A 26,411-nucleotide genomic window follows, 5' to 3' on the forward strand; every position below is an offset into this window, starting at 1 on the left:
CTTAATTTTGTCTAATAAATAAAGTTTAATAATCAACTATTCTTGACACCAATGCCATCCCCCAAATAATTAACACTCAAAACAGTAATGAAAATTGCCAAGCCTGGAAAAACAGCCATCAGCGGTGAAGTTTCCAAATAATCCTTAGCGGTATAAAGCATTTGGCCCCAGGTGGGCACATCGGGGGGAAAACCCAACCCTAAAAAGCTCAAGGTTGATTCAGTAATAATGGCGTTACCCACCGCCAAGCTAGCGGCCACAATGATTAAATTCAACACATTGGGCAATAGATGCCGCCAAATAATATGGCTAGAACTCGCCCCCATGGCGATCGCCGCTTTGACAAATTCCATTTCCCTTAGCCGCAGAATATTACCCCGGACCAATCGAGCCACACTCATCCAATTAAGCAAACCAATTAGTAAAACCACTAAAATAAAAATGCCTTTTTCGGGGGAAGTGGCCCTGGTGACCGGCTCCCGAAATAGATAGACGACTAATAGTACTAAAGGTAATTGGGGTAGAGCTAAAAATAGTTCTGTGATACGCATTAAAATCATGTCCCACCAGCCGCCAAAATAACCGGCGATCGCCCCGATCAACGTACCTAGGGTGAGGGAAACCCCCATGGCGCTCAGTCCCACCGCTAGGGAAATACGGCCACCGATTAATAGCCGAGCTAGTTGATCCTGGCCTAAATCGTTAGTACCCAGGGGATGTTGCCAACTGGGGGGAGCTGCTGTTTGGGTAAAGTCGATTTGGTCAATGGGAACTCGATAGAATATCGGTCCCAAAATCACGGCTAAAACAATGATGATTAAAGCAATTAAACTTAAAGATGCTAACGGCCTTTGAAAAATTTTTCTTTGTAAATCAATGACAATATTTTGGCTGGGCAGAGAAACAGTTTTAGTCATGTTTAGTCATGGGCTAAGCAAACGCTAACAATTTGCCAGGGGTTAACATTCTTAGTATTATCCTCCGGTTGAGATTCTTCCAACAGATTTAACCTGGTTTGGACATTGTGTTCAAAAGCTGTGGATAGTGATAATTGGGCTGATTCTCCCATCATTTCGTAACAACGCACCACCCACTGGTCAGGATTATCTTCCCTAGGCTTGAGGGCCATTAGACAAAGATTTTCACTACCAAGGTTTAACCAGGATTGCCCTGGCAATAATTTTTGACTTGATAAAGAATTCAACTTTTCAGGAAAATAGGGTCGCAGAGGACGATGGATACCGTAGCCCATTGCCACTGTTTTTGCCGATCGCCAATCTCCCTGGTGGGGATAAAAATAATAGCTAAATTGATGCCTGCCGCGGTCAGCATTGGGATCGGGCCAAACGCTACTCCGAAGCAGAGTTAAACGCATCAAATTATTTTTCACGTCACAACCATATTTGCAGTTATTGAGGAGACTAACGCCATAATTTTGCTGGGAATCAGTTAATGAGAACCAATGTTGATGGGGCACCTCCCATTGGGCTTTTTCCGTCTTCGTTTGAGGATTAGTTCGGCGATCGACTACCGCACAGGGAGCTTCTGTGGTAAAAATTTCACTTTGTAAGGCCAGCGGAAAGGCCGCCTTCACCATCACATGGGTTTCTCGCCAATCCACTTCAGTTTTAATTTCCAGTAATGGAGAATCTTTAGTTAAGCAATAATCCTGGGTGAAAACTGATTGTTGAAATTTTTTCACCACTCGCAAACGCCAACGTAGGGGACCATGTTCCAGCCATTGCCAGTCCACTAATTGGGCAGAAGGTAAAGGATAATTTTCATAGTTAGGGTCGATGTTCCAAGCATCCCAATATTGGCCTTGATCTTGGAAAAACTGTAATTGATTACCATTGCCGACCAAAATTTTCCGTTGATTAACTAGATCATAAATGCTTGCTATTTCACCATTTTCTAAGTCAATTTCTACTTTCAGCAGGCCATTATTCAAAATGGGTTCTTGGCTTAAAGGCGGTAATTGCTGGCGATCGGATAAAGAATCTTTTTCTCTTAACCAGTAATACTTACAGGTCAAAGGTGGTGAGTCAACTAAAAATATTAGACTATCTTCCGCCGTGATTTGACTATTAACCAACGTTTTTGTTTGCCCATCATAAACTTGATATTGTTTACCTTGTTTAATGGGAATTTCCACAAGCTGGTTTTGTGGCCAATGGAGAGGATTAAAAATTAATAGTGGTGTCCCTTGCTCGACAAAATCATGGGGATAATCAATCTGAGCGCTAAGATGTCTTAAAGCCTGACTAATTATTTGATTACTGGTTTGGTAAACTTCTTGCCAAGATTGATTGGCAGTAACAAACACTTCAGGAATGGATGTGCCGGGTAAAATGTCATGGAACTGATTTAATAAAACTTTTTTCCAAGTTAATTCTAGTTCTTTTTTGGGATAGTTATAGCTCCCTAACCAACTAGCAAAAGTACTCCAAAGTTCCGCCTCATATAGCAAATGTTCACATTGACGATTAGATAATTTCTGGTCAGCGTGGACAGTGAAACAGCCCCGATGCAGTTCCAAATACAATTCCCTTTCCCAAATGGGAAAAGACTGATCTGGCTGTAACACCTGTTTAATGCTAGCTAAAAAATCTTCAGCCCTTGCTGTATTAATAGTTGGAAAAAATTCTGAGTTTTGCCATCGTTCTTTCATTCGCCACATATCCCGACTAGGCCCTCCCCCATGGTCCCCTACTCCCGGTAGCCACAGGCAATGCTTCAAACCAGTTTGATTCTGCCAGCGGTTGGCATAATTAGCCATTGGTAACGGTTGATTATCCATTACCCCAGCTAGGTTAGGTGGAGACATCACTGTGAAAATTTTCGTACCATCCGGCGATCGCCAATGGAAAGCCCCATGGGGAAAAGGATTCGTGTCATTCCAGTGGAGTTTACCGGTAACGAAATAGTCAATGCCCGCCTGCCGAAAAAATTGGGGTAGCTGACCACAGAAACCAAAACTATCAGGTAACCAAGCAACTTTGCTAATTTGACCAAACTTTGCTTCAAAATACCTTTGGCCATAAAGCAATTGGCGAGCTAGAGATTCGCCGCTGATAATATTTGCTTCCGGCTCAATCCACATGCCCCCTAACAGTTCCCAGCTTCCTTGTTGAACGGCTTTTTGAATTTGCCCAAATAATGCCGGTCGATTTTCTTCAATCCATTGGTATAAAACCGGACTGGTGTGGCCAAACACTAGATCAGCAAACTCTGTTTGTAAATTAATGACCGATTGAAAAGTTCTTTCCCCTACTTCCCAAGTCTCCTCCAACGGCCATAACCAAGCCATATCTAAATGGGCGTGACCTAGTAAATTTATTTGTTGTTGTCTCAATTGTTCAGTGAATGGTAACAATTTTTGACGCAACAATATTAATGATTGATCAAACCTACTTTGATCAGTAACTTGTTGCCACGGAATTTGTTCTAGAACTTGGCTGAATTCAGCTACTTTTTCTGGTTCAAATTGGGTTAAATATAAACCTAATACTTCAATTTCATCAGCGATAAATCCCGGATCTAGTGCTGGATATTGCCGCTCAAATATCAATTGAGATTGCATCAATCCACCAATGTCATGGCCAGGACTGGTTAACTTTAACGCTACGGTAAATGTTTCACCAATTTTGGCATTATCAGTTAACAAAACTCTAGACTTAGAATCAAATAAATCTCCAGCCTGAGCTAAATTACCATTGACAAAAATCTGAGCATCCTTAGCCCACCAAGTTAAAGCTAACCGTAACGTCAAGCTATCTAAAGGATAGTCAGCCAAAGCCTTCGGCACGGTAAAATTTTGGGCAAACCATTGGATTTTTTCACCTTTTTCCCAAATCAAGTAACCTTTTTTGTTAACTTTCCCCAATGGATAGGTTTGCCAATCAGCAATTTCCCAAGGCTCACCAGGCAAGCAACACCAATGGCTCTGGCAATTTTGCTGACACAAACGCCTTAGTTGTTCCAGCACCAGGGCGGCACTAATTTCTGGTAGTAGGGGATTCAACGATTCTGTCATTATTCATCTGCACTTATGGCGGCCAAATTCAGCAACACTTCTCCCCTCATTAACCGTTGACTGGCTTCCAATAAAGTTTCTTCAATGTAGGGTTTCACAAAGTAACCTTTGGCTCCTTTTTCCGCAGCCATACGTTGCATTTTTTGTGCCCCCCGGGAAGTGATCATGGCCACTGGAATACGGGAAAGATTGGGGTCTTCCTGAATGCGCTCCAGCAGTTCCAAACCGTTCATACGAGGCATTTCAATGTCACAGAGGATCAAATCACAGGGCAGGCCAGATTTAAGTTTTTCCCAAGCATCCTGGCCATCCCGGGCGGTTTCCGTATGGTAGTCGGCTTTTTTGAAAGTCATGGACAGCATTTCCCGCACCATAACCGAGTCATCAATGATTAATACTGTGGAACGGAGGGTACCGGGGGTACTTTCCACAATGGTGGGAGCCTCTTCGGAGAAACTACCCCGGGCTTTTTTGAAGCGGGAAAGAATAGAGCTGGTTTTGCGGGTACTCCCTGGTAACAGCACTTCCCCATTCAACATCCGGTTGGCCGCATCCAAAATATCTTTTTCCGTATAGGGCTTGGTGAAATATCCCGTTGCCCCCAGTTTGGCTGCTACTTTACGATGGCGATCGGCTCCCCGGGAGGTGAGTAGAGCCACTGGAATAGAGCAAAGTTCTTCGTCTGCCTGGAGCTCAGACAGCAGTTCCAAGCCATTCTTGCGCGGCATTTCAATGTCACAAAAAACCAAGTCACAGGGCAAACCTGACTTTAACTGTTCCCAAGCTTCCTGGCCATCCCGGGCCTGTTCCACCCGGAAACCAGCCTTTTTAAAACTGAGGGACAACAATTCCCGCACGGTAATGGAGTCGTCCACAATCAGCACAGTGGGATCCATATGCACTTCGTTGGCGGTGGGGGTGAGGGTTTTGCGCCATAGTCCACCGCTGCTGTCGGTGCGGAGCCGCCCTTGGGCTATTTCGATCAATTCCAAAACGTCGGCAATGGGCATGATGCTCCCATCCCCCCGTACGGTAGCCCCAGCAATGCCTGGGGGTTTGGGGATAGGGCCCTCAATTTGTTTGATTACTATTTCTTCTTCCCCCAATATCTGGTCTATCTGGAGGGCCAGGAGGTTACCGGAACTGCCCCGGGCGATAATCACCCGCACCACATCATCCTCTTGTTTGCCGCCATAGACACTACCCCGGCTCAGTTGACGGTTGTAGTTGAGCAAGTCTTTGAGGGGATACAGAGGTAAAAGTAGGCTTTCTTTGCCATATTTGACACATTTTTGACCATCTTCATCGATGACAATGTCCCTGGGGAGATAGTCCCTAGTATCTTCTACTCCGTCCATAGGAAAAGCAATGCGAGCCCGATCGCTTAGACAACAAAGGGCTTTGCAAATACTGAGGGTGAGGGGCAAACGAATGGTAAAAGTGGTGCCTTTGCCCACGGTGGAGTCAATGCTGATCGCCCCGCGAATGTCAATTAAACTAGTACGCACTACGTCTAGCCCTACGCCCCGGCCAGCAAAGTCGTCGGCTATGTCTTTGGTGCTAAAACCAGCATGGAACAAAAGATCGTAGACTTCCGATTGGGACAGGCTCTGGGCCTCCATCCGAGTAATTAATCCTTTTTCAACTGCCTTTTGTTTGACTTTTTCTGTATTTATGCCGGCCCCATCGTCAGAGACTGTGATCAACGTTTGGTTCCCTTGGAGAAATGCCCGCACTGCCAGATGGCCCTCCGGAGATTTACCCAACTTTTGTCTTTCTGTAGGGGTTTCAATGCCGTGGGTAATGGCATTATTGACCAGGTGGGTCATGGGGTTGTAAAGATGTTCTAGGATCATCTTGTCGATGAGCACATCGCCCCCTTCTACTTCCAATTTGACCTTTTTATTGAGTTTCATGGAAACTTCCCGGATAGCCCGTGGCAGGCGATCAGCCGTTTGGGTGAAGGGCACCATACGGGATTTAGTCATTCCCTCCTGGAGTTGGGTAGTTACCTGTCTGAGGGTTCGCGCCACTTGGTCCGTTTCATCCACTAGATACTGGATATCCGAAGCTGATTCCCGCACCCGCACAATTAACTCAATCATCTCCTGGGAAAGGAGGTGGAAGCCCGTAAAACGATCCATTTCCAGCGCGTCCAAGGGCTGGTCATTCATAGTGGAGGAGCTAGAAGCGGTTACCCTAGCATCAGGGTAGGTGGTTTTCGAGGAGTGGTGTCGGCCACCAGCGCTACGGCTGGCTAACAGGGCCCCTTCTAACAAAGTTCTTTCATACAAATCTTGCATACGCCCCCCCACATCGCTGAGGTTTTGGGCCTGGTTGAGCAGATTATCCAAAAATTGGCGCAAACGCTCCTGATCCTGTTCGAGGCGGTTCCGTTTAACTACAAGTTCCCCGATTAAGTTACTCAGGTTATCCAGTTGTTTAATGGGTACCCGCATGGTTTGCTCAAAACTACGGGATTTAACCTGACGGGGGCGGACTGGTAGCCGGGTACTGCCCACATTAGCTATGCCTCCCCCCAGACTACTATCAGCCTGTTCTAGAAGGGCTTCGAGGTCTTTAAATTCATCCTCATCTTCTTCTTCGACGGCCACCGGCACCCGGAAAGGATGACTGATGGTGCTAAAGGATTTCTGCACCGGCGTGTCAATGAGGCTTTCTAGTTCTGCAAAGGAAAAACTTGGATCAAGGACAGGCGCATCAATCAGACCGTCCAGGTCATCGATGTCGGCAAAAAGCAGCACCTTGCCCTCTATCACATCCGTCGGGGGACCACTGGCAAAGTCGGGTAAGCCGGGGCTAGTGGCGTTGGGTTCGACCGCATCTCCCACTCCCAGTAGATCCTGCAACTCGGCTAGGTCTTCGGCATCTAGGCCGCCACTGGTTTGGTAAGCCGGGGCGACGGGTTCAGCCTCCATCATTTGGTCAATTTCTAGCCAACTGGAGCTTTCAAAGGGGTCGATCGCCGTTGAGGGGGGATCTTCTTCGGCAAATAACGCATCTAGTTCCGCTTCGGGGGAATTGAAATCCAGGGTCATCCGTACCGGCTCTTCTTCCTGGGAAGGGGGGGCAGTGCCAAATCCATCTCCTTGGATGATGGTGGGTTCTCCCTCAAACAGATCGCCAAAATCTAATTCCTCAATGCCCTTATTTTCCTCCTCACCGCCAATGAGGGAAGTAAAGGCGTCTTCCTCATCTTCCTCAAACCAATTTTCAAATGCCTGGGCTGGGTTGGGATCGCTATTCATCGCTTCTGGCTACTCTTCCACACGGTATCCAAATTCTAACAACTGCTGGCGGGACTGCCGCCATTTTGGCTCAACTTTCACAAATAGTTTCAGGTAAATATCCCCGGCAATCAATTTTTGGATTTGTTGCCTAGCCGCACTGCCGATCGCCTGGAGCATACTGCCCTTCTGGCCAATGATAATGCCCTTTTGAGAACCCCTTTCCACTGTAATGGCGGCAAAAACATTGGTGCGTTGGGGCGTTTCTTCCACCTTTTCAATGGCGATCGCCACAGAATGGGGCACCTCCTGGCGGGTGAGCAATAAAATCTGTTCTCGAATTAACTCCGCCATAATGAAACGTTCCGGCTGATCAGTGACCAAATCCGGTGGATAGTAATAGGGTCCAAGTTCTAACTTAGCTGACAAGGCCCTCTGGAAATTAACTAACCCTTCCCCCGTCAAAGCAGAAAATTTAAAACAGGGCCAGCCGTAACTTTCTGTCAGGGTTTCATAGCTAGCATTAATTTTCTCCCCCTCTTCCCGGGGCTGTTGATCCTGTTTATTGAGTCCCACCACCACTGGGGCATCGCCCTTTTGGAGCAAATCCACCACAAATTGGTCTCCCCGGCCCAAGGGCACACTACTATCGACCAAAAAAACGATCAAGTCAACGCTATGGATAGCTTGGATCGCATTTTTAACCAATACCCGTCCCAATTCATGGTGGGGCTTATGGATACCAGGGGTATCAAGCAAAATCATCTGGCAAGTGGGGGTCGTCACAATGCCCCGTAAACGGTTACGGGTAGTTTGGGCCACGGGGGAAGTGATGGCGATTTTCTGTCCCACCAGTTGGTTCATCAGCGTGGACTTGCCCACATTGGGGCGGCCGACAATGGCCACAAATCCGGAACGAAAATCCGGCGGGGCTAGGGGAATGCTGGTGCTGGGCTCGAGAATATCCATCAAAAAAATCAAACCCGGAAAGGTTCGGCTCTAGAAACCACGGAGAAAAAGCTTTCGAGATTTGGCGGTTTGGAGTAAAAATCCACGGTGCAAAAGGCAATTTAGAAAGGTTTTTTCAGTCTGACAGAAAACCATGTTGGGTTAACCCCACTGTGCCATTCGGTAATCCTTCATCTTAGCCCTTGTGGAATCTCTTAATAATTCGTCATCATGGGGATATTGATTTTTTCGGTATCTTCTAGTTATGCGGCTGTAGGAGCGTGGTCCTAGTTTTGGAGGCAATACCCCAGGCCAAGACCACAAAAATTGTTAATCATTCCTGAACTTTGTCACCATTTACCCCGTCTAAAGGCCCACTCGCTAGGACTTGGTGTAAAAAATTGACCACTGCACTACCCTATTCTCCACCATCAATGACTTAGTCTAAGGCATTTTTGGGAAAGATGGTAACAGTGACAGTTATTCTGTTGCTCTTCATTAAGGAGTCATTCCGAATGCCCACCGCCAATCTCTCCTCCCCTACTTCCACCCCCACTTTCACCGCCGATATGGTGAGGTCCTATCTCCATGAAATTGGTCGGGTTCCCCTATTAACCCACGAGCAAGAAATCATCCTCGGTAAACAAGTTCAACAAATGATGGCTCTGCTGGGGCAGAGAACGGCCTTGGCCGAAAAGCTGGGCAGAGATCCCTCCGATGCGGAATGGGCCGAAGCCACTGATTCGTCCGTAGCCAAGTTACAACGCTACCTCAGCCAGGGGGAACGGGCCAAGCGGAAAATGATTGAGGCCAATCTCCGCCTAGTGGTGGCGATCGCCAAGAAATATCAGAAGCGGAACATGGAATTTTTGGATTTAATCCAAGAAGGAAGTTTGGGGCTGGAACGGGGTGTAGAAAAATTTGATCCCACTAAGGGCTACAAATTCTCCACCTATGCCTACTGGTGGATCCGTCAGGCCATTACCCGGGCGATCGCCCAACAGGGCCGCACCATCCGCCTACCGATCCATATCACCGAAAAGTTAAACAAAATCAAAAAAACCCAGCGTGAACTCTCCCAGCAGTTGGGCCGCAGTGCCACCCCCGCCGAAGTGGCCCAGGCATTAGAAATTGACCCGAGCCAAATTCGGGAATACCTCAGCCTCTCCCGCCAACCTATTTCCCTGGATGTGCGGGTGGGGGACAACCAGGATACGGAATTGTCAGAATTGTTGGAGGATGAAGGGGCTTCCCCCGATGCCTATATCACCCAAGAATCCATGCGCCAGGATTTGCAAAATCTGTTGGCGGAACTGACCCCCCAACAACAGGCGGTGTTAACCATGCGCTTTGGGCTTAACGATGGCCAGGAGCTTTCTTTGGCAAAAATTGGCCAGCATCTCAACATCAGCCGGGAAAGAGTGCGTCAGTTAGAAAACCAAGCCCTTACCCAACTGAAGCGCCGACGGGCTAATATGGCAGAGTATATTATCGCCAGTTAGTCGCTCAATTACGGTGCCATTTGGCCAGAATATGGCCAGGCTAAATAGGACTGAGTTCTTTTCCCTCCATCCTTGTTGGGGGGAAATTTTTTTTATCCGGCAAAGGGGAGGTGAGGGCAGTTTCCAGGTCAGCTTTGCCTAGGCGCTGTTCCAGAATAGCTAATACCCCTCGACCGAAATCCTGGGGGTTTTGTTGCCAAGCTTGAAGACAAACTTCGCCAAAAAATGAGCCGAGGGGTTCGGGGTTCCAGAGTAGTTTTTTGGCTGTCCAGGGCATCATGCTCATGGGATCGTAGCCTGGCTTGAGGATTTCTTTATCTAGAGCATAGGTTTCCAGGTGGGTGTGGGGTTGCAGGCCAATAAAAAAGATGGCTGGTTCTACTTTGTCTGCCCCAAAAATGGCTTCTAATTCCCGATGGTAGGCAATGGTTTGGCGGATGGTATCTAAAGTTTCGTCAATAACATTAAAGGAATAGTTAACGGAAACTAAATCATTAAAGCCCGCATTCTTAAGATCCCGGCAGTTTTGCAATACAGTGCGGAGATTGTAGCCCATACGCATTTTTCGGACCAATTCCTGGGAACCACTGGTGATGCCAATTTCAAAATAATTCATTCCCGTTTGTACCATTAATTCGCACAACTGCGGTGTTAAATTATCAGCCCGGATATAGGCTGCCCAATGGATGTCATCCATGCCCGAAGCGGCGATCGCCTCCAGCAATTCCACCACATCATCAATGAAAACCTTAGCGGGGATAAATTGGGCATCGGTGAACCAAAAATTGCGGATGCCCCGGTCATAAAGTTGCCGCATTTCCTTCACTACTTCGGCGGCGGGGTTAATGCGAACCTGTTTCCCTTCCACCACGGTGTAAACGCAGTAACAGCAGTTGTGGGGACAGCCCCGCTTAGTTTGTACCCCAAGGTAAAAATCATCTTCCTGGAGATAATAGTCAAAGGCTGGCCAAATGGATTCAATGTAATCGTAGTCACAGGCGGTTTTGACCATGGGACTGGGTTGTTCATGGATTAACCGAGGCCGGGGTTGGGTTTGCCCCACCACGTAACACCGCTCATCCTCAATGGCTTGTCCCCGCAGATATTTTTCCAGTAGCGTTTCCCCTTCTCCCACGGAAACAATGGTCCCCGTTGGCAACTTAGTTTTTAGCTGTTCGTAGAAAACACTAACGGCCCCGCCACCAACAATGATTTGGGGATCGGCACAATACTTTTTTGCCCTTTGCAAACCCCGCTTTATTAAGCCTAAATTACGCCATAATTCACCATAATAGGCGCTGGTTACCTTCAGTCCCCCTAATGCGCCCCTTAACTTAACCAAAGGATTTTTAGCGTAGTAAAACTCAAACGCATTCTGTAAAGGATTACCGCCCCTACCCCCCACCGGCGCATAAATTTGAATATCCCGCCAGGAAAAAACCAAAATTGTCGGCTGAAATTGGTCAATGCAATCATCCAAAGCCCGGTTAAAGTCCAGTGGGGGAATGGTGCCCAAGTCAAAAATGCGTTGGGCGATCGCCGGAAAACACTTATGAACATGGTCCGCCAGGTAAACCACCCCAATGGGAAAAATGGGATTGCAAGGGAGACGAACGTACAGTAGGCGATCGGTCATGGCACCTGGGATGTTGCTAGGGTGGGATCAGCGGCAAGAAAGAACTAGAAAGAGTAGAGCTGGATTAGTTTTCCATCTCCGTGCACTCATAATTTTAATATATCTTAATGTTCAGTCGTGCCCATTTGCCCCAGATTATCCCGAATCCTGGGGAACCAAAATTGCCCATAGTATGCCAACGCTTGGGAGCCAACCAATGCCAACCCCGCTAGACCAGCGGAAAAAGCTAGGATCAAAGAATTTGATTGTAATTATCTTTACAGCAGATCGGGATCAGCGAATGTTAGCTTTGTCCAGAATGGTTAAAAGACTCTTTTTTAATAAAACCCCATGCCTGCTATGTCTCAAATTCTTGATCCCATCCCCAATGACCAGCGCTCAGCCCTACTCTGTTGCTATGTCAACGCCACCAATCAAATTCAAGTGGCTCGCATTACTAATATTCCCAATTGGTATTTTGAAAGAGTTGTGTTTCCTGGCCAACGGTTGGTATTTGAGGCGGTGCCCAGTGCTCAACTAGAAATTCACACTGGCATGATGGCTAGCTCAATTATTTCCGACACCATCCCTTGCGAACAACTGAGTATCGATCCCGATGGATTAGAAGCAGACGGTTTCATCTCTTCAGAAAAAGAACACGAGTCCGAGGATATGACATCCCAATCCCTAGTAGCTTAGCAATGAATTGGAATGCTTGGGCTGTGTCACAGGTCAGCAATGGATAGTCCACAGACAAAGCACTAAGAATAAGGGTAAAGGATGGAAACAAGAAACTGTTAATTACTCTCTCCGATGGGTAACCAACACCGTCATATAATTGAGCGGAAAGCACGGGAACCAGGCCCGAACTCAATAATGGAATTAGTGACGGTATGAAAATTTTGTTTGTGGCAGCGGAAGTATCCCCCCTAGCGAAGGTAGGTGGCATGGGGGATGTGGTGGGTTCCCTGCCCAAGGTTCTGCACCAGTTGGGCCATGATGTCCGGATTTTCATGCCCTATTACGGTTTCATCAGCGACAAAATTGATGTGCCCAAGGAGCCGGTCTGGAAAGGGGAAGCCATGTTCCAGCAGTTTGCCGTTTACCAGTCCTATCTACCGGACACCCAAATTCCCCTCTATCTGTTTGGTCATCCGGCTTTCAACTCCCGCAGGATCTATGGCGGAGATGACGAAGCTTGGCGATTTACCTTTTTTTCCAACGGGGCCGCAGAATTTGCCTGGAACCATTGGAAACCAGAAATTATCCATTGCCACGATTGGCATACCGGCATGATCCCCGTCTGGATGCACCAGTCCCCGGACATTGCCACCGTATTTACCATTCATAATTTGGCGTATCAGGGACCTTGGCGGGGCTTGCTCGAAACCATGACCTGGTGTCCTTGGTATATGCAGGGGGACAATGTGATGGCGGCGGCAATCCAATTTGCTAACCGTGTTACCACCGTTTCCCCCACCTACGCCCAACAAATCCAAACCCCTGCCTATGGGGAAAAACTGGAGGGATTACTTTCCTACATCAGCGGTAATTTAGTCGGCATTCTCAACGGCATTGATACGGAAATTTATAATCCAGCGGAAGACCGTTTTATCAGCAGTGTTTTTGATGTCGAAAGTTTGGACAAGCGGGTGAAAAATAAAATTGCCATCCAGGAGGAAACAGGCCTAGAAATTAACCGTAACGCCATGTTAGTGGGCATAGTCGCTCGGTTAGTGGAGCAAAAGGGCATTGATTTGGTGATTCAGATCCTTGACCGTTTCATGTCCTACACTGATTCCCAGTTAATCATCCTCGGCACTGGCGATCGCCATTATGAAACCCAACTTTGGCAGATGGCTTCCCGTTTTCCTGGCCGGATGGCGGTGCAATTACTCCATAACGATGCCCTTTCCCGTCGAGTCTATGCCGGGGCGGATGTGTTTTTAATGCCTTCCCGCTTTGAGCCCTGTGGCTTGAGTCAATTGATGGCCATGCGTTATGGCTGTATCCCCATTGTGCGGCGGACAGGGGGGTTAGTGGATACGGTATCCTTCTACGATCCCATCAATGAGGCCGGCACCGGCTATTGTTTTGACCGCTATGAACCCCTGGACTGCTTTACCGCTATGGTGCGGGCCTGGGAAGGTTTTCGCTTCAAGGCTGACTGGCAAAAATTACAACAACGGGCGATGCGAGCAGACTTTAGTTGGTACCGTTCCGCTGGGGAATATATCAAAGTTTATAAGGGCGTGGCAGGACAACCGGAGGAATTAAGCTCCATGGAAGAGGAAAAAATCGCTGAGTTAACCGCTTCCTATCGTTAACAAGCTCCCGGCAGTGAAGTAGAATCCTAAACCCTAATCTCGCTCCACTGCCGGCCCCAATTTTCTTGACATAGACAAACTTTAAAAAAATTTTGCCCAATGCTTGTGGTCGGACAAAAGCTATGTTAACGTTATAAATCGTGCCAATGAAGCACAACGGGTCGCTAGCTCAGCGGTAGAGCACTCGGCTTTTAACCGATTGGTCTTGGGTTCGAATCCCAGGCGACCCATATTTTTTCCGAACCCTCACAGAATTTTTATCAATCACCGGCTTTATAGACGGCCTTGGAACCTTGCCAGCATATTTGCTGACCTATTCCCTGTTGATTGCTCCTAACTTAACCCGACTGCCCACAGCCGAGAGGATTTGCCAAGGATTTGGATCTAAAGCCCCATCCTTCAGGACGGCTTTGAGACAAGTTTAATGTAGTCTCTCAGGATTTCGGACATCGATACTCCTTTTCTTTCTGCATATTGCCGAAACTGATCGAGTTCAGCCTCGGATAAAACAACTTGAATCCTTTTATTTCTGATTGCCATGACTCAATATAGTGTGTATGATATTAAGTATAGCGGCCAGGGTAATCAACCGCTTTAAAAACCCAGCCATCCAACCATGAATGCATCTTCAAAACTGGACATAGCGGGTTCTGTGCGGAAATGTTTGCACAGGTAAAATATCCAAACACCAAGTACCAGAGAAACCAGTATTTAATGTTTTGAACTGTACCGTCCGTAGGGTATATGGAAATAGACATCTACGATGGGGTGAACGTCTGGGGAGAGCGACACTCTGGGCTAAATGTCCCAGGGGTTTTAGTTTAAGTTGAGTCACTGAACCAGAAATCCAAAACAGTAATGTTCGGAGAATCCTTTGGCCTTAGCCAGGGGAGTATGTCAAAAATAAAGGCTATATTGTAGGTAAGCTTCCCCCAGAAGGTTTTGGAACCATTTAGGAATGAATTTTTACTGGCCCCGTTTTGTTAAAGTTTTTTACCGCCGTGAGCCGATTTCCAGCTTCATTCTAATTGTGGCGGCGGTGGATATGGTGATGGGTGGAGTAGACGGTAAATGGAGTCTATTTTCCCTGGGTTTGATGGTGGCCCTACTGGGGGTTGGGGTGCGTTGGTGGCAGTCAGAAAAAACTAAGGCGATCGCCGTGAAGCAATCTCCCCGCCGTTATTTACCTCCTAGTGGTGGTACCCAGCGACAGCCTCTACCTATGTTAACTAAGCAACATCGCCGTTGAGCCAGGCAGGAATATCTCCTGTGGTGAGCCAAGTAACGGAAAATACTTCTGCAAAAGCTTGGATAATTAGGGGTTGAACCATGTCTACAGTAAGACCAGGTAGAAATTGTTCTAGGCTGCCCACAGGGCGATCGTCAATGCCACAGGCGACAATCTGACTAAATCCCTCCAGGTCAGGGCAAATGTTCAGGGCAAAACCATGGAAGGTAATCCAGCCCGTGACTTTGATGGCGATCGCCGCTACTTTGTGACCTTCCAGCCAAACCCCCGTTAAACCAGTAATGCGTTCCCCCTGCAGGTCTAATTTCCCCAGGGTGATGATCAGCACCTCTTCCAGTTGCCGTAAATACCAGTGCAGATCCTTTTGAAAATTATTTAAATCCAGGATCGGATAGCCTACCAATTGCCCCGGACAATGGTAAGTGACTTCCCCACCCCGCTCCGTGCGCCACAATTCTGCTGGGGGGTATGCCGGGTCGAACTTCAGATATTTGGTTTGGGAGCCAGTGCCCAGGGTATAGACCGGGGGATGCTCCAACAACATTAGTCCGTCATCCCGTTGGCGATCGCCCTTTTTGGCTCTGACCCATTGCCGCTGATATTGCCAAGCTTCACAGTAGGGCACGAGTCCCAACGATAATAAACGACAGGAAGGATTGGCCATGGCGCTACAACGGAAACGGAATCAAGTTAAAGTTGGCAGAAATTAAGAAACGTAAAGAGATGCAAAGGAAAGTCAAAATCACCTGACCGATTAGGTCTTATTCAATACATAGTGCTAATCTGAAGATAGTCTTAGGGATTAATTATTTGCCACCACAATTTTCTGGAAAACTTTACCTCTACCCTAGGGATGGTTAAAAGTAAACCAGAGAATAACAAGGTCGGGTTTATAATTTATCACTAAGCACAAATTTATGGTGTTTTTTCAATGATCCATACCTTCAACATCCTTAGCGGAAAGGCGTTTCAAGTAATGATTCCACCCCACTGTTTCTGGGAATAGTTGCCCGGTCTAATCTGGTTTTTATCCCCTAAATTAGACCGACAAAAAACCAACCATTGCTCATTTTTTATTAATTTTACGAAGGGAGAATTCAGTATGAAACTGTTAATTCAGGGCAATAATATCACAGTTACTGAAGCGATTCATGATTACGTGGAAGAAAAAGTCGAAAGAGCAGTTAAACACTTTCAAAATCTGACCACCAAGGTCGATGTACACCTTTCCGTGGCCCGTAATGCCCGCATTACCAACAAGCATAAAGCGGAAGTGACAGTCTATGCTAATGGCACAGTGATCCGGGCCCAGGAGGGCAGTGAAAATCTCTACGCCAGCATCGATCTAGTTTCCGATAAGATTGCCCGTCAATTGCGGAAATACAAAGAGCGCCTCCAAGATAAGCAACATGGCAGTGTCAAAACTAGTGAAATTGTGGAAGACAAACCCGTAGAAGCCGATCTGATTGGCGATCGGGCTCCCGAACTACCTTCGGAGGTTTTACGGATGAAGTACTTTGCCATGCCCCCCATGGCCATTGAAGAAGCCCTCGAACAACTACAGTTAGTGGACCATGACTTTTATATGTTCCGCAACAAGGACACCGACGAAATTAACGTCATCTACATCCGTAACCATGGCGGCTATGGCGTTATTCAACCCCATCAGGCCAGCTAGTTAGCGGTCAGACCCATTGCGTTTGCCAAGCGTAGCTGACTACCCGCCTAACTTTGGGGGAAGAACTGCCATTCTTCGCTACTTTCTATTAAGTTGTTATCAAGGATGGGCCCCAAGGGCTCGTCTTTTTTTGTCAGCTTTTTTTTTCAAAAAGAGAACCCCCTGGGCGTAACTCTGTAGCTAGTCCCAAGGGGAATTATTGAAAATGAGAATTGATTTTATAGTTGATTTAATTAAAAGTAAGACACTGACCAGAGCTAAAAGCGTCTTTGGTAAAGACTTTAGTCGTCTCAATCTTACTTTGATTGACTATAGTTGGTAATTGGTGTGGACGATGGTGGAAGTGATAGAGCCTAACGACCGCGGGGCAATAAAGCCACCGGGTTAACTGCATTGGTCCCACCCACACGGATCTCAAAATGGAGATGGGGGCCAGTACTGCGGCCAGTACTACCCATTTCGGCAATTTGCTGACCCTGTTCAACATAGTCTCCTCGACGCACCAGCAAACGGTTGTTGTGGGCATAGTAAGTGACACTGCCATCACCGTGACGAATCTTGACCAGATTGCCAAAACCGCCGGAGTTCCAGCCAGAAAAGATTACTTCACCGGGAGCTGCCGCCATGATGGGAGTACCAATGGGGCCAGCAATGTCGATACCCCGGTGCATGCGACCCCAACGGGGACCAAAACCAGAGGTGAACACCCCTTTGGCGGGCCAGATATAGCCATTAAATTGAGCTGGGCCGCGGGGAAAGTCGGGGGTGCTCAATCCGGGCAACTCAGGACTAACTTCTTGGATGACCGGAATTTGAATGCTGTCGTTATAGCCTTGAACTGGACTGGGAGCGGCTCCGATGATCTGAGGCTGGCTGAGGGAGGTAGAAAACTGACTTCTTTGCCCCTGGGGAGAATATTGCCGCTGTAGTTGGGCTAAGTCCTGTCGAGGCTGGTTGAACTTGGGGGGGAGGGATTGAGGAGAGCGGGATTGCCAGTCGGGAACTTGTTCATTATTAACCTGGCGAGCCACGGTCAAAGTTCTCCGTGGTGTCACCGGAGTCTGGTTAGGCTGGGTTTGATTCAGCTGAATTACTTCTGCCCTTAGTTGAGTCTGGTACTGACTATCGGGTTCTTCTTGGGCGTTGGCCACTCTTGCTGTGGCCTGTGGCTGGGTAGAAACAAAGCTGGGTAAACTGGGCACAACGGCCTCAGGCGCTGCCGCCAGTGTAGTGGGAGGGGGAATGACTAGGATCTGCTCTGCTTTGATCTCGTTGGGATTATCGAGACCATTGACCTGTTGAATTTTTTCCGGCTGAACATCATAGTTACGGGCAATCTGACTAAGGGTATCTCCGGGCCTCACTTGATAGGATATCCCTTCATCAACAGGGAGAGTGGAGCTAGAGGGTAGGGCCGCAATGGCGGGGGTTGGTTCTAGCACTACCGGAGTAGGGGAAACTTGGGGCTCCGTTACTACATTCTGCTCCATTTGGGGAGGAATAACGGCGATCGCCACAGGTTCGTCAAGATTAAGGGCCGTTTCCACTGGTTGAGCGGGCTGGGCCATGCCATTCTGACGCAGATTATCCAAGGAGACATCTTCTCCGGAAGCCATGGAATTTTCTTCCCGTTGGGCTTTTTGAGTTACCGGAGCAACGGTGGGCAAAGTGGGTACCGGCATAGACCGGGGATCCACTGGAGCAGAACTGGAGTTAACTTGGACTTCGATAGGGCTGAATTCTTCGGGGGCCAACACCGCAATGGGAATGGGGCGATCGCCATGGGCGGCGGCGGCAACTTCCACCGGGCTGGGTAAGGAAGCTTTTGCATCGAGCTTGACCCCTGCCCCCTCAGCGGTAGTTTTAATTCTTTGGGAAGTTAACTTTTCTTCTAACGGTTCGACGGGGGCTCCCTGTACAGGGCGACTCACATCTGCGACTAAAGCCTGCGCTTTGGGCTTGATAGCGGTGGCGTTAGCTGTCACTGAGGATTGGCCAGGGGCCAAAGATGAAGAAACCGCCAGGGAATCAGTCTGCTCCAGGGGAGCTAGGGGCGGAATCGTGGCGGTGGGGGATTGGGTCTGGTGGGCTTTAGCCAGAGTAGTGGGTCGGGGAATACTCAGGACCTGCCCTGCCTTCAACGCGGTATCGGTGCTGATGTTATTGGCAAGGGCGATCGCCTGGGCCTCGACTTGAAAAGTTTGACTAATCTGCCAGAGAGATTCTCCGTCCTTGACCTGATGCTTTAGGGAAGGAGAGGCTAATACCCCGTCAGACTGGGGAATATCACTGCGGTCAGGGGAAAGATTGCTGACCGAAACCAAGGGGGAGTTGCCAGAACTGGTGGCGGCGGCGGCGGCTTGGGAAAACAACATCCCCGTTGCGCCCATGGAAACAGCCAAACCAACCATTGCCGCAGAACGGCCAACCCGACGGTATCCTTCGCCCAGGGGCACAGTACCCTCTTGTTTCGTGGTCCCATTGCAGGAATTAGTTTCCATTAGTGGGGATGAACACGAGGGAAAAAATGTCGCCGGTTGATTGAGTACGTCTTTCAAGAAGAACCTCCTTGTGTGTGAATGAGCCTAAAACCTGGGACTAGATTGTTAGACTGCCACAGCCATTTCAGGTTTGATTGGGCGTTAATTCCCAGGGCCGAATCTGACTGAGCCAATATACTTAAACGAAGAATGAAGACTGCTAAGAAAGAGTAACCTGCTTTCAATAATTCGACAAGCTGGTAAGAATTCTTGCTTTCACAGAGTGATGAAAAATAGTAACGAATTTAGATCAGTGGTTAACTGACCCCCTAGACGTAAGTGCTCGGTTTTTGTTTCTGGGCAATTTCCTTGTCCTGTCAAGCTTTTTCCCTGGGTCATTTCGTCCTTTTCTGCCGGAAAACCCCCATGGCGATCGCCGAAAACCATCAGCCCTCAGTTTATTTTTAATCAGAAATTTTAATTAAATAGCACCCTTTACATCGGCGCTCTGGCCATCACAATTTCTTATGAGTTCATCGGTTCGATTATATTGGTTTTGCCCTTAGCATTCCGGTGGAAAATCCGTCTAGCCCAAATCCCGTAACTGTCGCCGGGCTTCAAATAGGGCAATGGCGGTACTGGAAGCCAAATTTAAGCTCCTGACCTCAGTGTGGGGCATGGGAATGCAAAGTAACTGGGTAGATAAATCCCGCATCATCTGGGGTAAACCATCGGTTTCACTGCCCATCATCAGCCAATCCGTAGGTTGGTAGGTGTAATCCCAAAAATTAACGGTGCCGGTGACGCTAAAACCAAGCAGATTCCCCCCCTGACTGCGCCAATGGGCAATAAACTCCTCGCAGTTGGGGTAGTAGTGGAGGTCAACATAGGGCCAATAGTCTAATCCAGCCCGCTTGAGATAACGATCACCCAATTCAAAACCCAAAGGGCCGACCAGATGCAATTCTGTCCCAGTGGCAGCACAAGTTCGGGCAATATTGCCAGTATTAGGGGGTATTTGAGGGTTAACTAGGACAACTTTGACCATAAAGGCTATTTTTTCATGATTTAATCAAAATTTACCCTAAAAATGGGCGAATTTTTTTTCTACTATCTGTGATTTGGCTCACGAGCCATCGATAAACAACAGTTATTAAACTGTCCCCTGGGAAAAAGTTTATGATTTTTTATCGACTATGGGGTCATTAAACGAAGCTCAACCGTGGATCTTGGACTTTACTGGGGGGAAGACAAAGGTCTTCGGCCAAGATTGCCTCTTCTGTTTCCATTTGCTCAATCGCTTCCTGGATAATGGTTTGGGGACTTTTGCCCCCCTGATATTGCCCTAACCACTGCTGGGCCACACTACCTTCCCGCAGAATTTTCAACAATGGGGGGAGGAAGCAGGCAAAACCCTGGTATTTGGCTTGCGGTTGCACAGATCGATATAACTCTTCAATCCATTCCCTAGCGGCGATCGCCCTGCCATCCTGCCAATGGTATAAGGTACTGTCCAAACCACCAACGGCGGCATCTATTTCGTTTCGATCCGCTAGGTCCAGCAATTCCACCGGGGTCAACTGACTTTGTTGGAGGGGGTCTAGGCTAGGATCCGCCAGCATTTGTTGTAAACGGGCTTCCAGGAGAGCCACGATCGCCAGGAGGGAAAGGGGGTTAGTGACCAAATCGCAGATTCGTAACTCCAGACGGTTAAGGTTATGGGGTCGATTATCTCCATTGGGGCGCACCGCTGACCAAAGATGGCGGACATTTTGCATAGTGCCCAGGGCCAATTGCGCCTCCGTCCATTGGACGAAATGACTATGACTACTAAAAAGGGGCACTTCTTTGGGGGTTTTGGGGAACATTTGCCAACGGCTGGAATGGTACCCCGTTGCCTCCCCGTTTAAAAAGGGAGAAGAGGCACTCAGGGCCAGATATAGTGGAGCCTCCAGCCGCACTAGACGGCAGGCCCGCATCAACTCTTCCACATCAGGAATACCTATATTAATGTGGATGCTGGCCGTAACTACCTGGGTGCCATAGGTCTGTTCGATGTAACTGTGGTAAGGATTTTGGGGGTCGGAACGGTAAAAAGTATCAGTGCCCCCCAGAGCTAGACAACTGCCCGGTATTAACGTGTAGTCGGGCCCCAGTTGACTTAGGTAATGACGCAACTGTCGACGGGGCTGGAGAATGGCGCATAGCAGGCGATCGTAACTATTCAGTGGCGGTGTAGTGTATTCCACATTACGGCTGTCCGGCTCCCGCACAAAGCCACTCAAGTCCCGCACAATGCGATCGGAAAGCCCAATAACTTCCCCCGTTTTCTTCCCGGTATAGATTTCGACTTCTAAACCTTTAGTTAATTGCACTGCACTGGCCTCTTTGAATTAATCTGGCGCAGAACCACCAGGAGATAGCAAACTGCAAGGGGCGTTGAGCAAAGGATCAGCCCCCTACTTTCCTAGTATCTCACTGCCTACCCTGCCAGGATTAACAACTCCTCCGCTAACTCGAAATTGCTGGTGACTGACTGTACATCATCGAGGAATTCCAGGGTTTCAATCATTTGCATCAGAGCCTTGGCCTGGTCTGGTTCGCTAATTTCCACCGTATTTTCCGGTAACCAGCGCAATTCCGTTTCTTCAATGGTAAAACCATGCTCCTGTAACACCTGATTAAGGTTTTCCAATTGAGTCACCCCGGTGAAAACTTCCACCCCGCTACCATCCTCTTCTTCCAACCATTCGTAGCTTTCCCCTTCCCCTTCTAGGAGGGCTTCCAATAATTTTTCCTCGTCAATCTCACCACTCAACCGGGCCACCCCTTTTTGGCTAAACATCCAACTGACACAACCGGTTTCCCCTAAATTTCCCCCTTTTTTACTAAAAGCAGCCCGCAGATCCGCCGCTGTACGGTTGCGATTATCGGTTAAGGCCTCAATTAATACGGCCACGCCTCCGGGGCCATAGCCTTCGTAGCGAATTTCCTCATAGCTACTTTCCCCTTCCTCATAGGTGCCTGCTCCCTTGGCGATCGCCCGTTCGATGCTGTCATTGGGAACGCCCGCCGCTTTAGCTTTTTGGATTGCTGACCGCAGTTGGAAATTACCTGCCGGATCGGGAACACCCTGCCGAGCCGCCACAATGATGGCCCGGGAGAGTTGGGTGGTGGTTTTACCTTTTTCGGCATCCAACCGTGCCTTTTGTCGTTTAATGCTTTGCCATTTACGGCCGCCCATTGATCTTTACCGTCTAAGGAATACCCCGATAATTATAGTAATCGAGAGAACTTTGCCCATAGTGGCCCACGGGAATTATGGAGCAATGGATCCCTAAATTTATGGGCCTTTTGCAACACTGCTCAATTCTCAAATCTTGGGAAAATATAGATAAATTTTATTCCGGCGGAGAGGGGGAAACGGAGGTGGGAATTTCCTCTTCATCTTCAATCATGCTGGGGTCAATCAGGGTAATATCAAATTGCTCATTGCCAGGGATAGTACCAAATTGGTCCCGACGGCGGTACTCATAACGGAGGGAAACTTGGGGGCCCATAATAATTTCGTCCCCCGTTTGAATGGTGTAATCCTGTTGTTTTTTGCCGTTGACTAAGAGACCGTTGACACTGCTTTGCCCATCTTCATCACCGTCAATAATCCGATAGGGAGCCTGGGTATCATCGGAGGATTTTCGCACTAGCACGGCATGGATACGGGAAACAAACTGGGACTTAATGCGAATATCGGCCCTTGGCGATCGCCCAACGGTATAGAAAGTTTCGGTGAGGAGGAATTCTCGATGGCCACCATCATCCGAAATGATGAGAACGTGCTCTTGGAGAGGTTTTGCTGAAGGGTCAGACATGGCCAAAGGAAAAAACAATAGATGGGATGATATGGATTGAAGAACCGAAAAGATTGGCAGCTAATCCATAGCCATTAAGCTCGGTAGATGGCAGATATTGATATGCTATCTCCTGGAAATCAAGTGTGGGAAGACATTTGCCGACCATGGCTGATAAATAATTTACCCCGAGTTAATTGGACAGAGATGCCCTATCCGTGGGTCGACTAAGGGAGTTCGAAAATTGATACTTCAACCCCAGGGCATTTAACACCACCACAGTGGAGCTACTGGCCATCATGGCAGCGGCGATCGCCGGAGTGAGAACAATGGCAAAACCAGGCAGAAAAGCCCCAGCGGCAAGGGGAATGGCCAAGAGATTATAGCCCAGGGCCCAAAGTAAATTTTGCTGAATTTTGGCCACGGTATAACGGCTTAGGGTCAAAGCTTTGAGCACATCGGAAAGTTGGGAACGCATTAGTACAACATCCGCTGTCTCCATTGCCACGGCTGTGGCCCCAGACAGGGAAATGCCCACATCGGCCTGGGCCAGGGCAGGGGCATCGTTTATGCCGTCTCCCACCATGGCTATTACTGATATAGGGTTAAGCTCCTGCAGTGTCTTAATTTTAGCTACCTTGGCCTGGGGCGTCATCTGGGCTTGGAATTCTGCAATACCCACCTCCGTGGCGATCGCCTGGGCAATGGCGGGATGATCGCCGGTCAAAAGTAGGGGAGTGATGCCCCAATGCTTCAATTGGGCAATGGTGTTTTTGGCTTCCGGACGCAGGGTATCCTGGAGGGCTAAAAATCCCTGTAAATCTTGATTGCGGGCTACAAAAATGACTGTTTTCCCTTGCTGAGATAGTTGATCCGCCCCTGTCTGCCATTGGTCATCCCACTGTACCCCCTCCTCCATAAGCCATTGTTGATTGCCCACCATGAGGCGATCGCCTTGGCACCAACCTTGAACCCCTTGTCCTGGCGTTGTCTCAATATTTTCCACCGGCAACAGTTCCAGACCCTGGGCACTGGAGATTAAGCCTTGGGCTAGGGGATGGCGGGTTCCCTGTTCCACAGAAGCCGCTAGGGTTAATAATTCAATCCCAGTAATATCAGCCACTGGCACCGTATCGGTTAACCGTAAATTGCCCTGGGTGAGGGTGCCCGTTTTGTCAAAAGCTATCACGGTGGTGCGTTGGAGAATTTCGAGGATGTTACCTCCTTTGATCAGGATGCCCTGTTCCGCCCCCAAGCTAGTACCCACCAAAATTGCTGTGGGGGTTGCTAAACCAAGGGCACAGGGACAGGCCACCACCAAGACGGAAACACTTAATTTGAGGGCTAGTAAAAGGGGAGAAAGTCCGGTTTCCGCAATCATTTCGGGAAATAATGATTGCCCTACTAAGGCCCAGAAGGCTAATGTTACCAAGGCGATCGCCATCACCCCATAGGCAAACCAGCCCGCCACCTTATCTGCTAATCGTTGCATCGGCGCCTTTTGGGTTTGGGCCGTTTCCACCAATTGGATAATACGAGCCAGGGTCGTTTCAGACCCAACATGGGTGGCAATAACGGTTATGGCCCCAGACTGATTCCAAGCTCCGGCAATGACGGCATCATCAACGTTTTTTTGCACCGGCAGAGATTCCCCAGTTAATAGGGACTCGTCCACCATGGTTTTGCCGGCCACTAGAATGCCGTCCACTGGGATCTTTTCCCCCGGTAACACCTGTACCCACTCCCCCACCCGCACCTGTTCCACGGGAATTTCGATGCCAGTTTGTTCCTGAGCTTTTCCCCGTCCCACCAATCGGGCTAGGGATGGCTGCAAAGCTAATAATTCCGTTAGAGCAGATTTAGCTTTTTGCCTTGCTTTGCTTTCTAGGGTTCTGCCCAGCAGTAACACCCCCAACAACATCACTGGCTCATCAAAAAAACATTCCCAGCCCAACCCCGGCCAAGCCCAAGCAATGCAGCTGGTGAGGTACGCACTGCCAGTGCCCAAAGCCACAAGGGTATTCATGTTGGCATGGCCAAATCTCAAACCCCGCCAACCATCAAGAAAAATTTCCCGTCCTGGAACGGCGATCGCCAGGGTAGCCAGGCCCCAATGGAACACAGGGTGATGGAAAAAAGGAATCATAGGGCCACCAAAATGGCTCAGATGTCCTAGCCCTGATAACAGGAGTAAAAGCAGAGCAACGGCTAGCCCCCAGTTAACGTTTTCCCCCTGGCCATTCTGCTTGTTTAATAGCTTAATCCCCCCATGGCCCTGACGAATCTGACTGGGAAATCCCCGCTGACTTAAATGTTCGGCGATCGCCTGGGGTTCCACTGTTCCCAGTTCGTAATGTACCACCGCCACCGCTGTAACCAAATTAACTTGACTATCCGTTACTCCGGTTAATTGCCCCAACTGTCTTTCCACCGCAGCCACACAACCGGCACATTTCATTCCCCCCACATCAAGGGTAAGACTGGTAATTTGATTGCGACCATTGGGGCCGTTCTGGCCATTGTTGCTAGCAATATTAGAAGTAGGAGCCGAGGAAAGTTGAACCATGGTGGAAGAACTAAGATAAACGGCCCATTTGGGCAGTAGCGGGGAGAAGATATTTTTCCGCTGGTAATCGGCAATGTGGGACTTGCACGGTGTCTAATTACTTGGCTGCCACTCCATCTAGCCAGTCCCTGGCCTCGTTTAGGGCGACCATTACTGAGCAGTAATAGGGGGCATGGATTGGTCACCGCCGAGAAAAAATACCAAGCATAGGAGCTGAAATCCAATGGGCAAACCGTTGGAATTGTTAAAGGGCCTTGGCTTTTTGGGTTTTAGCTTTCATTTTGGCTGCACTTTGCCGTAGGGCTTGTAAGCGAGTTTCATACTGTTTACGCTGACGACGGTTGGGGGTTTGCTCGATCAATGTTTTGAAGGCACTGCCAAGACTTTTGTAGGCATTGGGTAGGGTATAGCCGAAACGGGTGGCTAGGGTAATCGCTTTTTCGTCCGCCTCGATCGCCTCTTTGATGCGCTTTTCACCGTTATTTTTTTGCCAGAGCCGGTAGCCAGAAATACCACACAACCCTAGAGCTAAAAGCAAGAGCAATCCGTCTTGTACCCACAGTTCCCCCACTGCACCGCCTAAACCGATGGCCAGGGCGGCCATTTCCCAACCTTCCCGGGGAATAGTGTCGCTTTGAATCCGGGCCACCTCATGCCAAAAGAGTAAATTTCGCTGGTCGATGGCCAGATTTTCCCATTTAGCCAAATCCACCTGAATTTCAATTTCATCCCTTCCCAATTCTTCCGAACGGATCAAGGGGGGATTAACTTCAGTGCTCCCTTCCACCATTACCCAACTTTGGAGTTCCGGCGGCAGTAAACTTTTCAAGCGCCGCAGTTCACTCATTTCAGCGCGGGCCGTTGCAGAGGAGTAGGAGGTCATGGCAGTTTGCTATTTTCTTGACTGATCAACA

General features: G+C 48.5%; 19 protein-coding genes, 1 tRNA gene and 1 pseudogene. 6 read left to right on the plus strand and 15 right to left on the minus strand.

Translation table 11 applies throughout. From position 1 onward, the window contains the following. Positions 1–32: 32 nt before the first annotated feature. The 4 genes from D082_RS13455 to era are packed head-to-tail and all read right to left on the minus strand — an operon-like array spanning position 33 to position 8,253. A complete protein-coding gene (locus D082_RS13455; RefSeq protein ID WP_028947149.1) occupies positions 33–917 on the minus strand; it encodes an ABC transporter permease in 885 nt (294 codons plus the stop codon). Positions 918–919: 2 nt separating this feature from the next. Next, positions 920–4,036 (minus strand): alpha-mannosidase, encoded by a 3,117-nt coding sequence (locus D082_RS13460; RefSeq protein ID WP_051738879.1) that lies wholly within the window; start codon positions 4,034–4,036, stop codon positions 920–922. Further along, positions 4,036–7,305: a hybrid sensor histidine kinase/response regulator gene (locus tag D082_RS13465; protein WP_028947147.1), complete on the minus strand. Its 3,270-nt coding sequence runs from the start codon at positions 7,303–7,305 to the stop codon at positions 4,036–4,038. Before D082_RS13465 ends, D082_RS13460 begins: the two co-directional genes overlap by 1 nt. A gap of 9 nt (positions 7,306–7,314) precedes the next feature. Then, entirely contained in the window at positions 7,315–8,253 is a 939-nt protein-coding gene (gene era / locus D082_RS13470) for a GTPase Era (protein WP_028947146.1), read from the minus strand. A 443-nt stretch (positions 8,254–8,696) separates the two neighbouring features. Between era and D082_RS13475 the strand changes: the two genes are divergently transcribed. After that, on the plus strand, positions 8,697–9,734 hold the full coding sequence (locus D082_RS13475) for an RNA polymerase sigma factor, RpoD/SigA family (protein ID WP_369796119.1): 1,038 nt from the start codon (positions 8,697–8,699) through the stop codon (positions 9,732–9,734). 40 nt (positions 9,735–9,774) lie between these two features. On the opposite strand, the gene D082_RS13480 is transcribed toward D082_RS13475, so the two are convergent. Continuing rightward, on the minus strand, positions 9,775–11,370 hold the full coding sequence (locus tag D082_RS13480; RefSeq protein WP_028947144.1) for a photosystem II high light acclimation radical SAM protein: 1,596 nt from the start codon (positions 11,368–11,370) through the stop codon (positions 9,775–9,777). Between the two features lie 196 nt (positions 11,371–11,566). On the opposite strand from D082_RS13480, the pseudogene D082_RS13485 reads away from it, so the two are divergent. The 3 genes and pseudogenes from D082_RS13485 to D082_RS13495 all read left to right on the plus strand — a co-directional run bounded on the left by D082_RS13485 (position 11,567) and on the right by D082_RS13495 (position 13,906). Next, positions 11,567–12,048: pseudogene (locus D082_RS13485) on the plus strand (DUF1830 domain-containing protein). 194 nt (positions 12,049–12,242) lie between these two features. Beyond that, positions 12,243–13,676 (plus strand): glycogen synthase GlgA, encoded by a 1,434-nt coding sequence (gene glgA, locus D082_RS13490; RefSeq protein ID WP_028947143.1) that lies wholly within the window; start codon positions 12,243–12,245, stop codon positions 13,674–13,676. A gap of 158 nt (positions 13,677–13,834) precedes the next feature. Beyond that, positions 13,835–13,906: transfer RNA gene (locus D082_RS13495), tRNA-Lys, on the plus strand. A 169-nt stretch (positions 13,907–14,075) separates the two neighbouring features. Here D082_RS13495 and D082_RS19435 read toward each other — a convergent pair. Then, positions 14,076–14,216 (minus strand): ribbon-helix-helix protein, CopG family, encoded by a 141-nt coding sequence (locus D082_RS19435; RefSeq protein ID WP_081857668.1) that lies wholly within the window; start codon positions 14,214–14,216, stop codon positions 14,076–14,078. A gap of 418 nt (positions 14,217–14,634) precedes the next feature. Between D082_RS19435 and D082_RS13500 the strand changes: the two genes are divergently transcribed. Further along, complete coding sequence (locus D082_RS13500) at positions 14,635–14,925, plus strand: hypothetical protein (protein WP_028947142.1); 291 nt, start codon at positions 14,635–14,637, stop codon at positions 14,923–14,925. Here the strand turns inward: D082_RS13500 and lipB are convergent. Further along, a complete protein-coding gene (lipB, locus tag D082_RS13505) occupies positions 14,906–15,589 on the minus strand; it encodes a lipoyl(octanoyl) transferase LipB (protein ID WP_028947141.1) in 684 nt (227 codons plus the stop codon). The genes D082_RS13500 and lipB overlap by 20 nt on opposite strands. Before the next feature lie 438 nt (positions 15,590–16,027). Here lipB and hpf point away from each other — a divergent pair, with 438 nt between their 5' ends. Then, complete coding sequence (gene hpf / locus D082_RS13510; RefSeq protein ID WP_028947140.1) at positions 16,028–16,603, plus strand: ribosome hibernation-promoting factor, HPF/YfiA family; 576 nt, start codon at positions 16,028–16,030, stop codon at positions 16,601–16,603. Between the two features lie 353 nt (positions 16,604–16,956). Here the strand turns inward: hpf and D082_RS19440 are convergent, their stop codons facing one another. The 8 genes from D082_RS19440 to D082_RS13545 form a co-directional block, all read right to left on the minus strand. Then, complete coding sequence (locus D082_RS19440; RefSeq protein ID WP_038530975.1) at positions 16,957–19,104, minus strand: peptidoglycan DD-metalloendopeptidase family protein; 2,148 nt, start codon at positions 19,102–19,104, stop codon at positions 16,957–16,959. Positions 19,105–19,359: 255 nt separating this feature from the next. After that, on the minus strand, positions 19,360–19,530 hold the full coding sequence (locus tag D082_RS18620; RefSeq protein ID WP_158506517.1) for a hypothetical protein: 171 nt from the start codon (positions 19,528–19,530) through the stop codon (positions 19,360–19,362). 139 nt (positions 19,531–19,669) lie between these two features. Further along, on the minus strand, positions 19,670–20,131 hold the full coding sequence (gene trmL, locus D082_RS13520; protein ID WP_028947139.1) for a tRNA (uridine(34)/cytosine(34)/5-carboxymethylaminomethyluridine(34)-2'-O)-methyltransferase TrmL: 462 nt from the start codon (positions 20,129–20,131) through the stop codon (positions 19,670–19,672). Between the two features lie 157 nt (positions 20,132–20,288). Further along, a complete protein-coding gene (gene gshA, locus D082_RS13525; protein WP_028947138.1) occupies positions 20,289–21,458 on the minus strand; it encodes a glutamate--cysteine ligase in 1,170 nt (389 codons plus the stop codon). Between the two features lie 107 nt (positions 21,459–21,565). Further along, complete coding sequence (locus tag D082_RS13530) at positions 21,566–22,327, minus strand: YebC/PmpR family DNA-binding transcriptional regulator (protein WP_028947137.1); 762 nt, start codon at positions 22,325–22,327, stop codon at positions 21,566–21,568. 157 nt (positions 22,328–22,484) lie between these two features. Continuing rightward, positions 22,485–22,952, minus strand: coding sequence for an FHA domain-containing protein (locus D082_RS13535; RefSeq protein ID WP_028947136.1), 468 nt, complete (start codon positions 22,950–22,952; stop codon positions 22,485–22,487). A gap of 172 nt (positions 22,953–23,124) precedes the next feature. Beyond that, positions 23,125–25,497, minus strand: coding sequence for a cation-translocating P-type ATPase (locus tag D082_RS13540; protein ID WP_028947135.1), 2,373 nt, complete (start codon positions 25,495–25,497; stop codon positions 23,125–23,127). Positions 25,498–25,741: 244 nt separating this feature from the next. Continuing rightward, entirely contained in the window at positions 25,742–26,380 is a 639-nt protein-coding gene (locus tag D082_RS13545) for a DUF3318 domain-containing protein (RefSeq protein ID WP_010873237.1), read from the minus strand. Positions 26,381–26,411 lie beyond the last annotated feature (31 nt).

Origin of the sequence: Synechocystis sp. PCC 6714, assembly GCF_000478825.2 — a bacterium.
Taxonomy (GTDB): Bacteria; Cyanobacteriota; Cyanobacteriia; order Cyanobacteriales; family Microcystaceae; genus Synechocystis.

Bases quoted from the DNA above. Each gene is read 5' to 3' on its own strand.
- era (WP_028947146.1), bottom strand. From the start codon at position 8,253: ATGGATATTCTCGAGCCCAGCACCAGCATTCCCCTAGCCCCGCCGGAT.
- D082_RS13545 (WP_010873237.1), bottom strand. From the start codon at position 26,380: ATGACCTCCTACTCCTCTGCAACGGCCCGCGCTGAAATGAGTGAACTG.
- D082_RS13475 (WP_369796119.1), top strand. From the start codon at position 8,697: ATGGTAACAGTGACAGTTATTCTGTTGCTCTTCATTAAGGAGTCATTC.
- D082_RS13540 (WP_028947135.1), bottom strand. From the start codon at position 25,497: ATGGTTCAACTTTCCTCGGCTCCTACTTCTAATATTGCTAGCAACAAT.
- D082_RS13480 (WP_028947144.1), bottom strand. From the start codon at position 11,370: ATGACCGATCGCCTACTGTACGTTCGTCTCCCTTGCAATCCCATTTTT.
- D082_RS19440 (WP_038530975.1), bottom strand. From the start codon at position 19,104: ATGGAAACTAATTCCTGCAATGGGACCACGAAACAAGAGGGTACTGTG.
- D082_RS13455 (WP_028947149.1), bottom strand. From the start codon at position 917: ATGACTAAAACTGTTTCTCTGCCCAGCCAAAATATTGTCATTGATTTA.
- D082_RS13465 (WP_028947147.1), bottom strand. From the start codon at position 7,305: ATGAATAGCGATCCCAACCCAGCCCAGGCATTTGAAAATTGGTTTGAG.
- D082_RS18620 (WP_158506517.1), bottom strand. From the start codon at position 19,530: ATGGTTTTCGGCGATCGCCATGGGGGTTTTCCGGCAGAAAAGGACGAA.
- D082_RS13535 (WP_028947136.1), bottom strand. From the start codon at position 22,952: ATGTCTGACCCTTCAGCAAAACCTCTCCAAGAGCACGTTCTCATCATT.
- lipB (WP_028947141.1), bottom strand. From the start codon at position 15,589: ATGGCCAATCCTTCCTGTCGTTTATTATCGTTGGGACTCGTGCCCTAC.
- D082_RS19435 (WP_081857668.1), bottom strand. From the start codon at position 14,216: ATGGCAATCAGAAATAAAAGGATTCAAGTTGTTTTATCCGAGGCTGAA.
- trmL (WP_028947139.1), bottom strand. From the start codon at position 20,131: ATGGTCAAAGTTGTCCTAGTTAACCCTCAAATACCCCCTAATACTGGC.
- D082_RS13500 (WP_028947142.1), top strand. From the start codon at position 14,635: ATGAATTTTTACTGGCCCCGTTTTGTTAAAGTTTTTTACCGCCGTGAG.
- D082_RS13460 (WP_051738879.1), bottom strand. From the start codon at position 4,036: ATGACAGAATCGTTGAATCCCCTACTACCAGAAATTAGTGCCGCCCTG.
- D082_RS13530 (WP_028947137.1), bottom strand. From the start codon at position 22,327: ATGGGCGGCCGTAAATGGCAAAGCATTAAACGACAAAAGGCACGGTTG.
- hpf (WP_028947140.1), top strand. From the start codon at position 16,028: ATGAAACTGTTAATTCAGGGCAATAATATCACAGTTACTGAAGCGATT.
- glgA (WP_028947143.1), top strand. From the start codon at position 12,243: ATGAAAATTTTGTTTGTGGCAGCGGAAGTATCCCCCCTAGCGAAGGTA.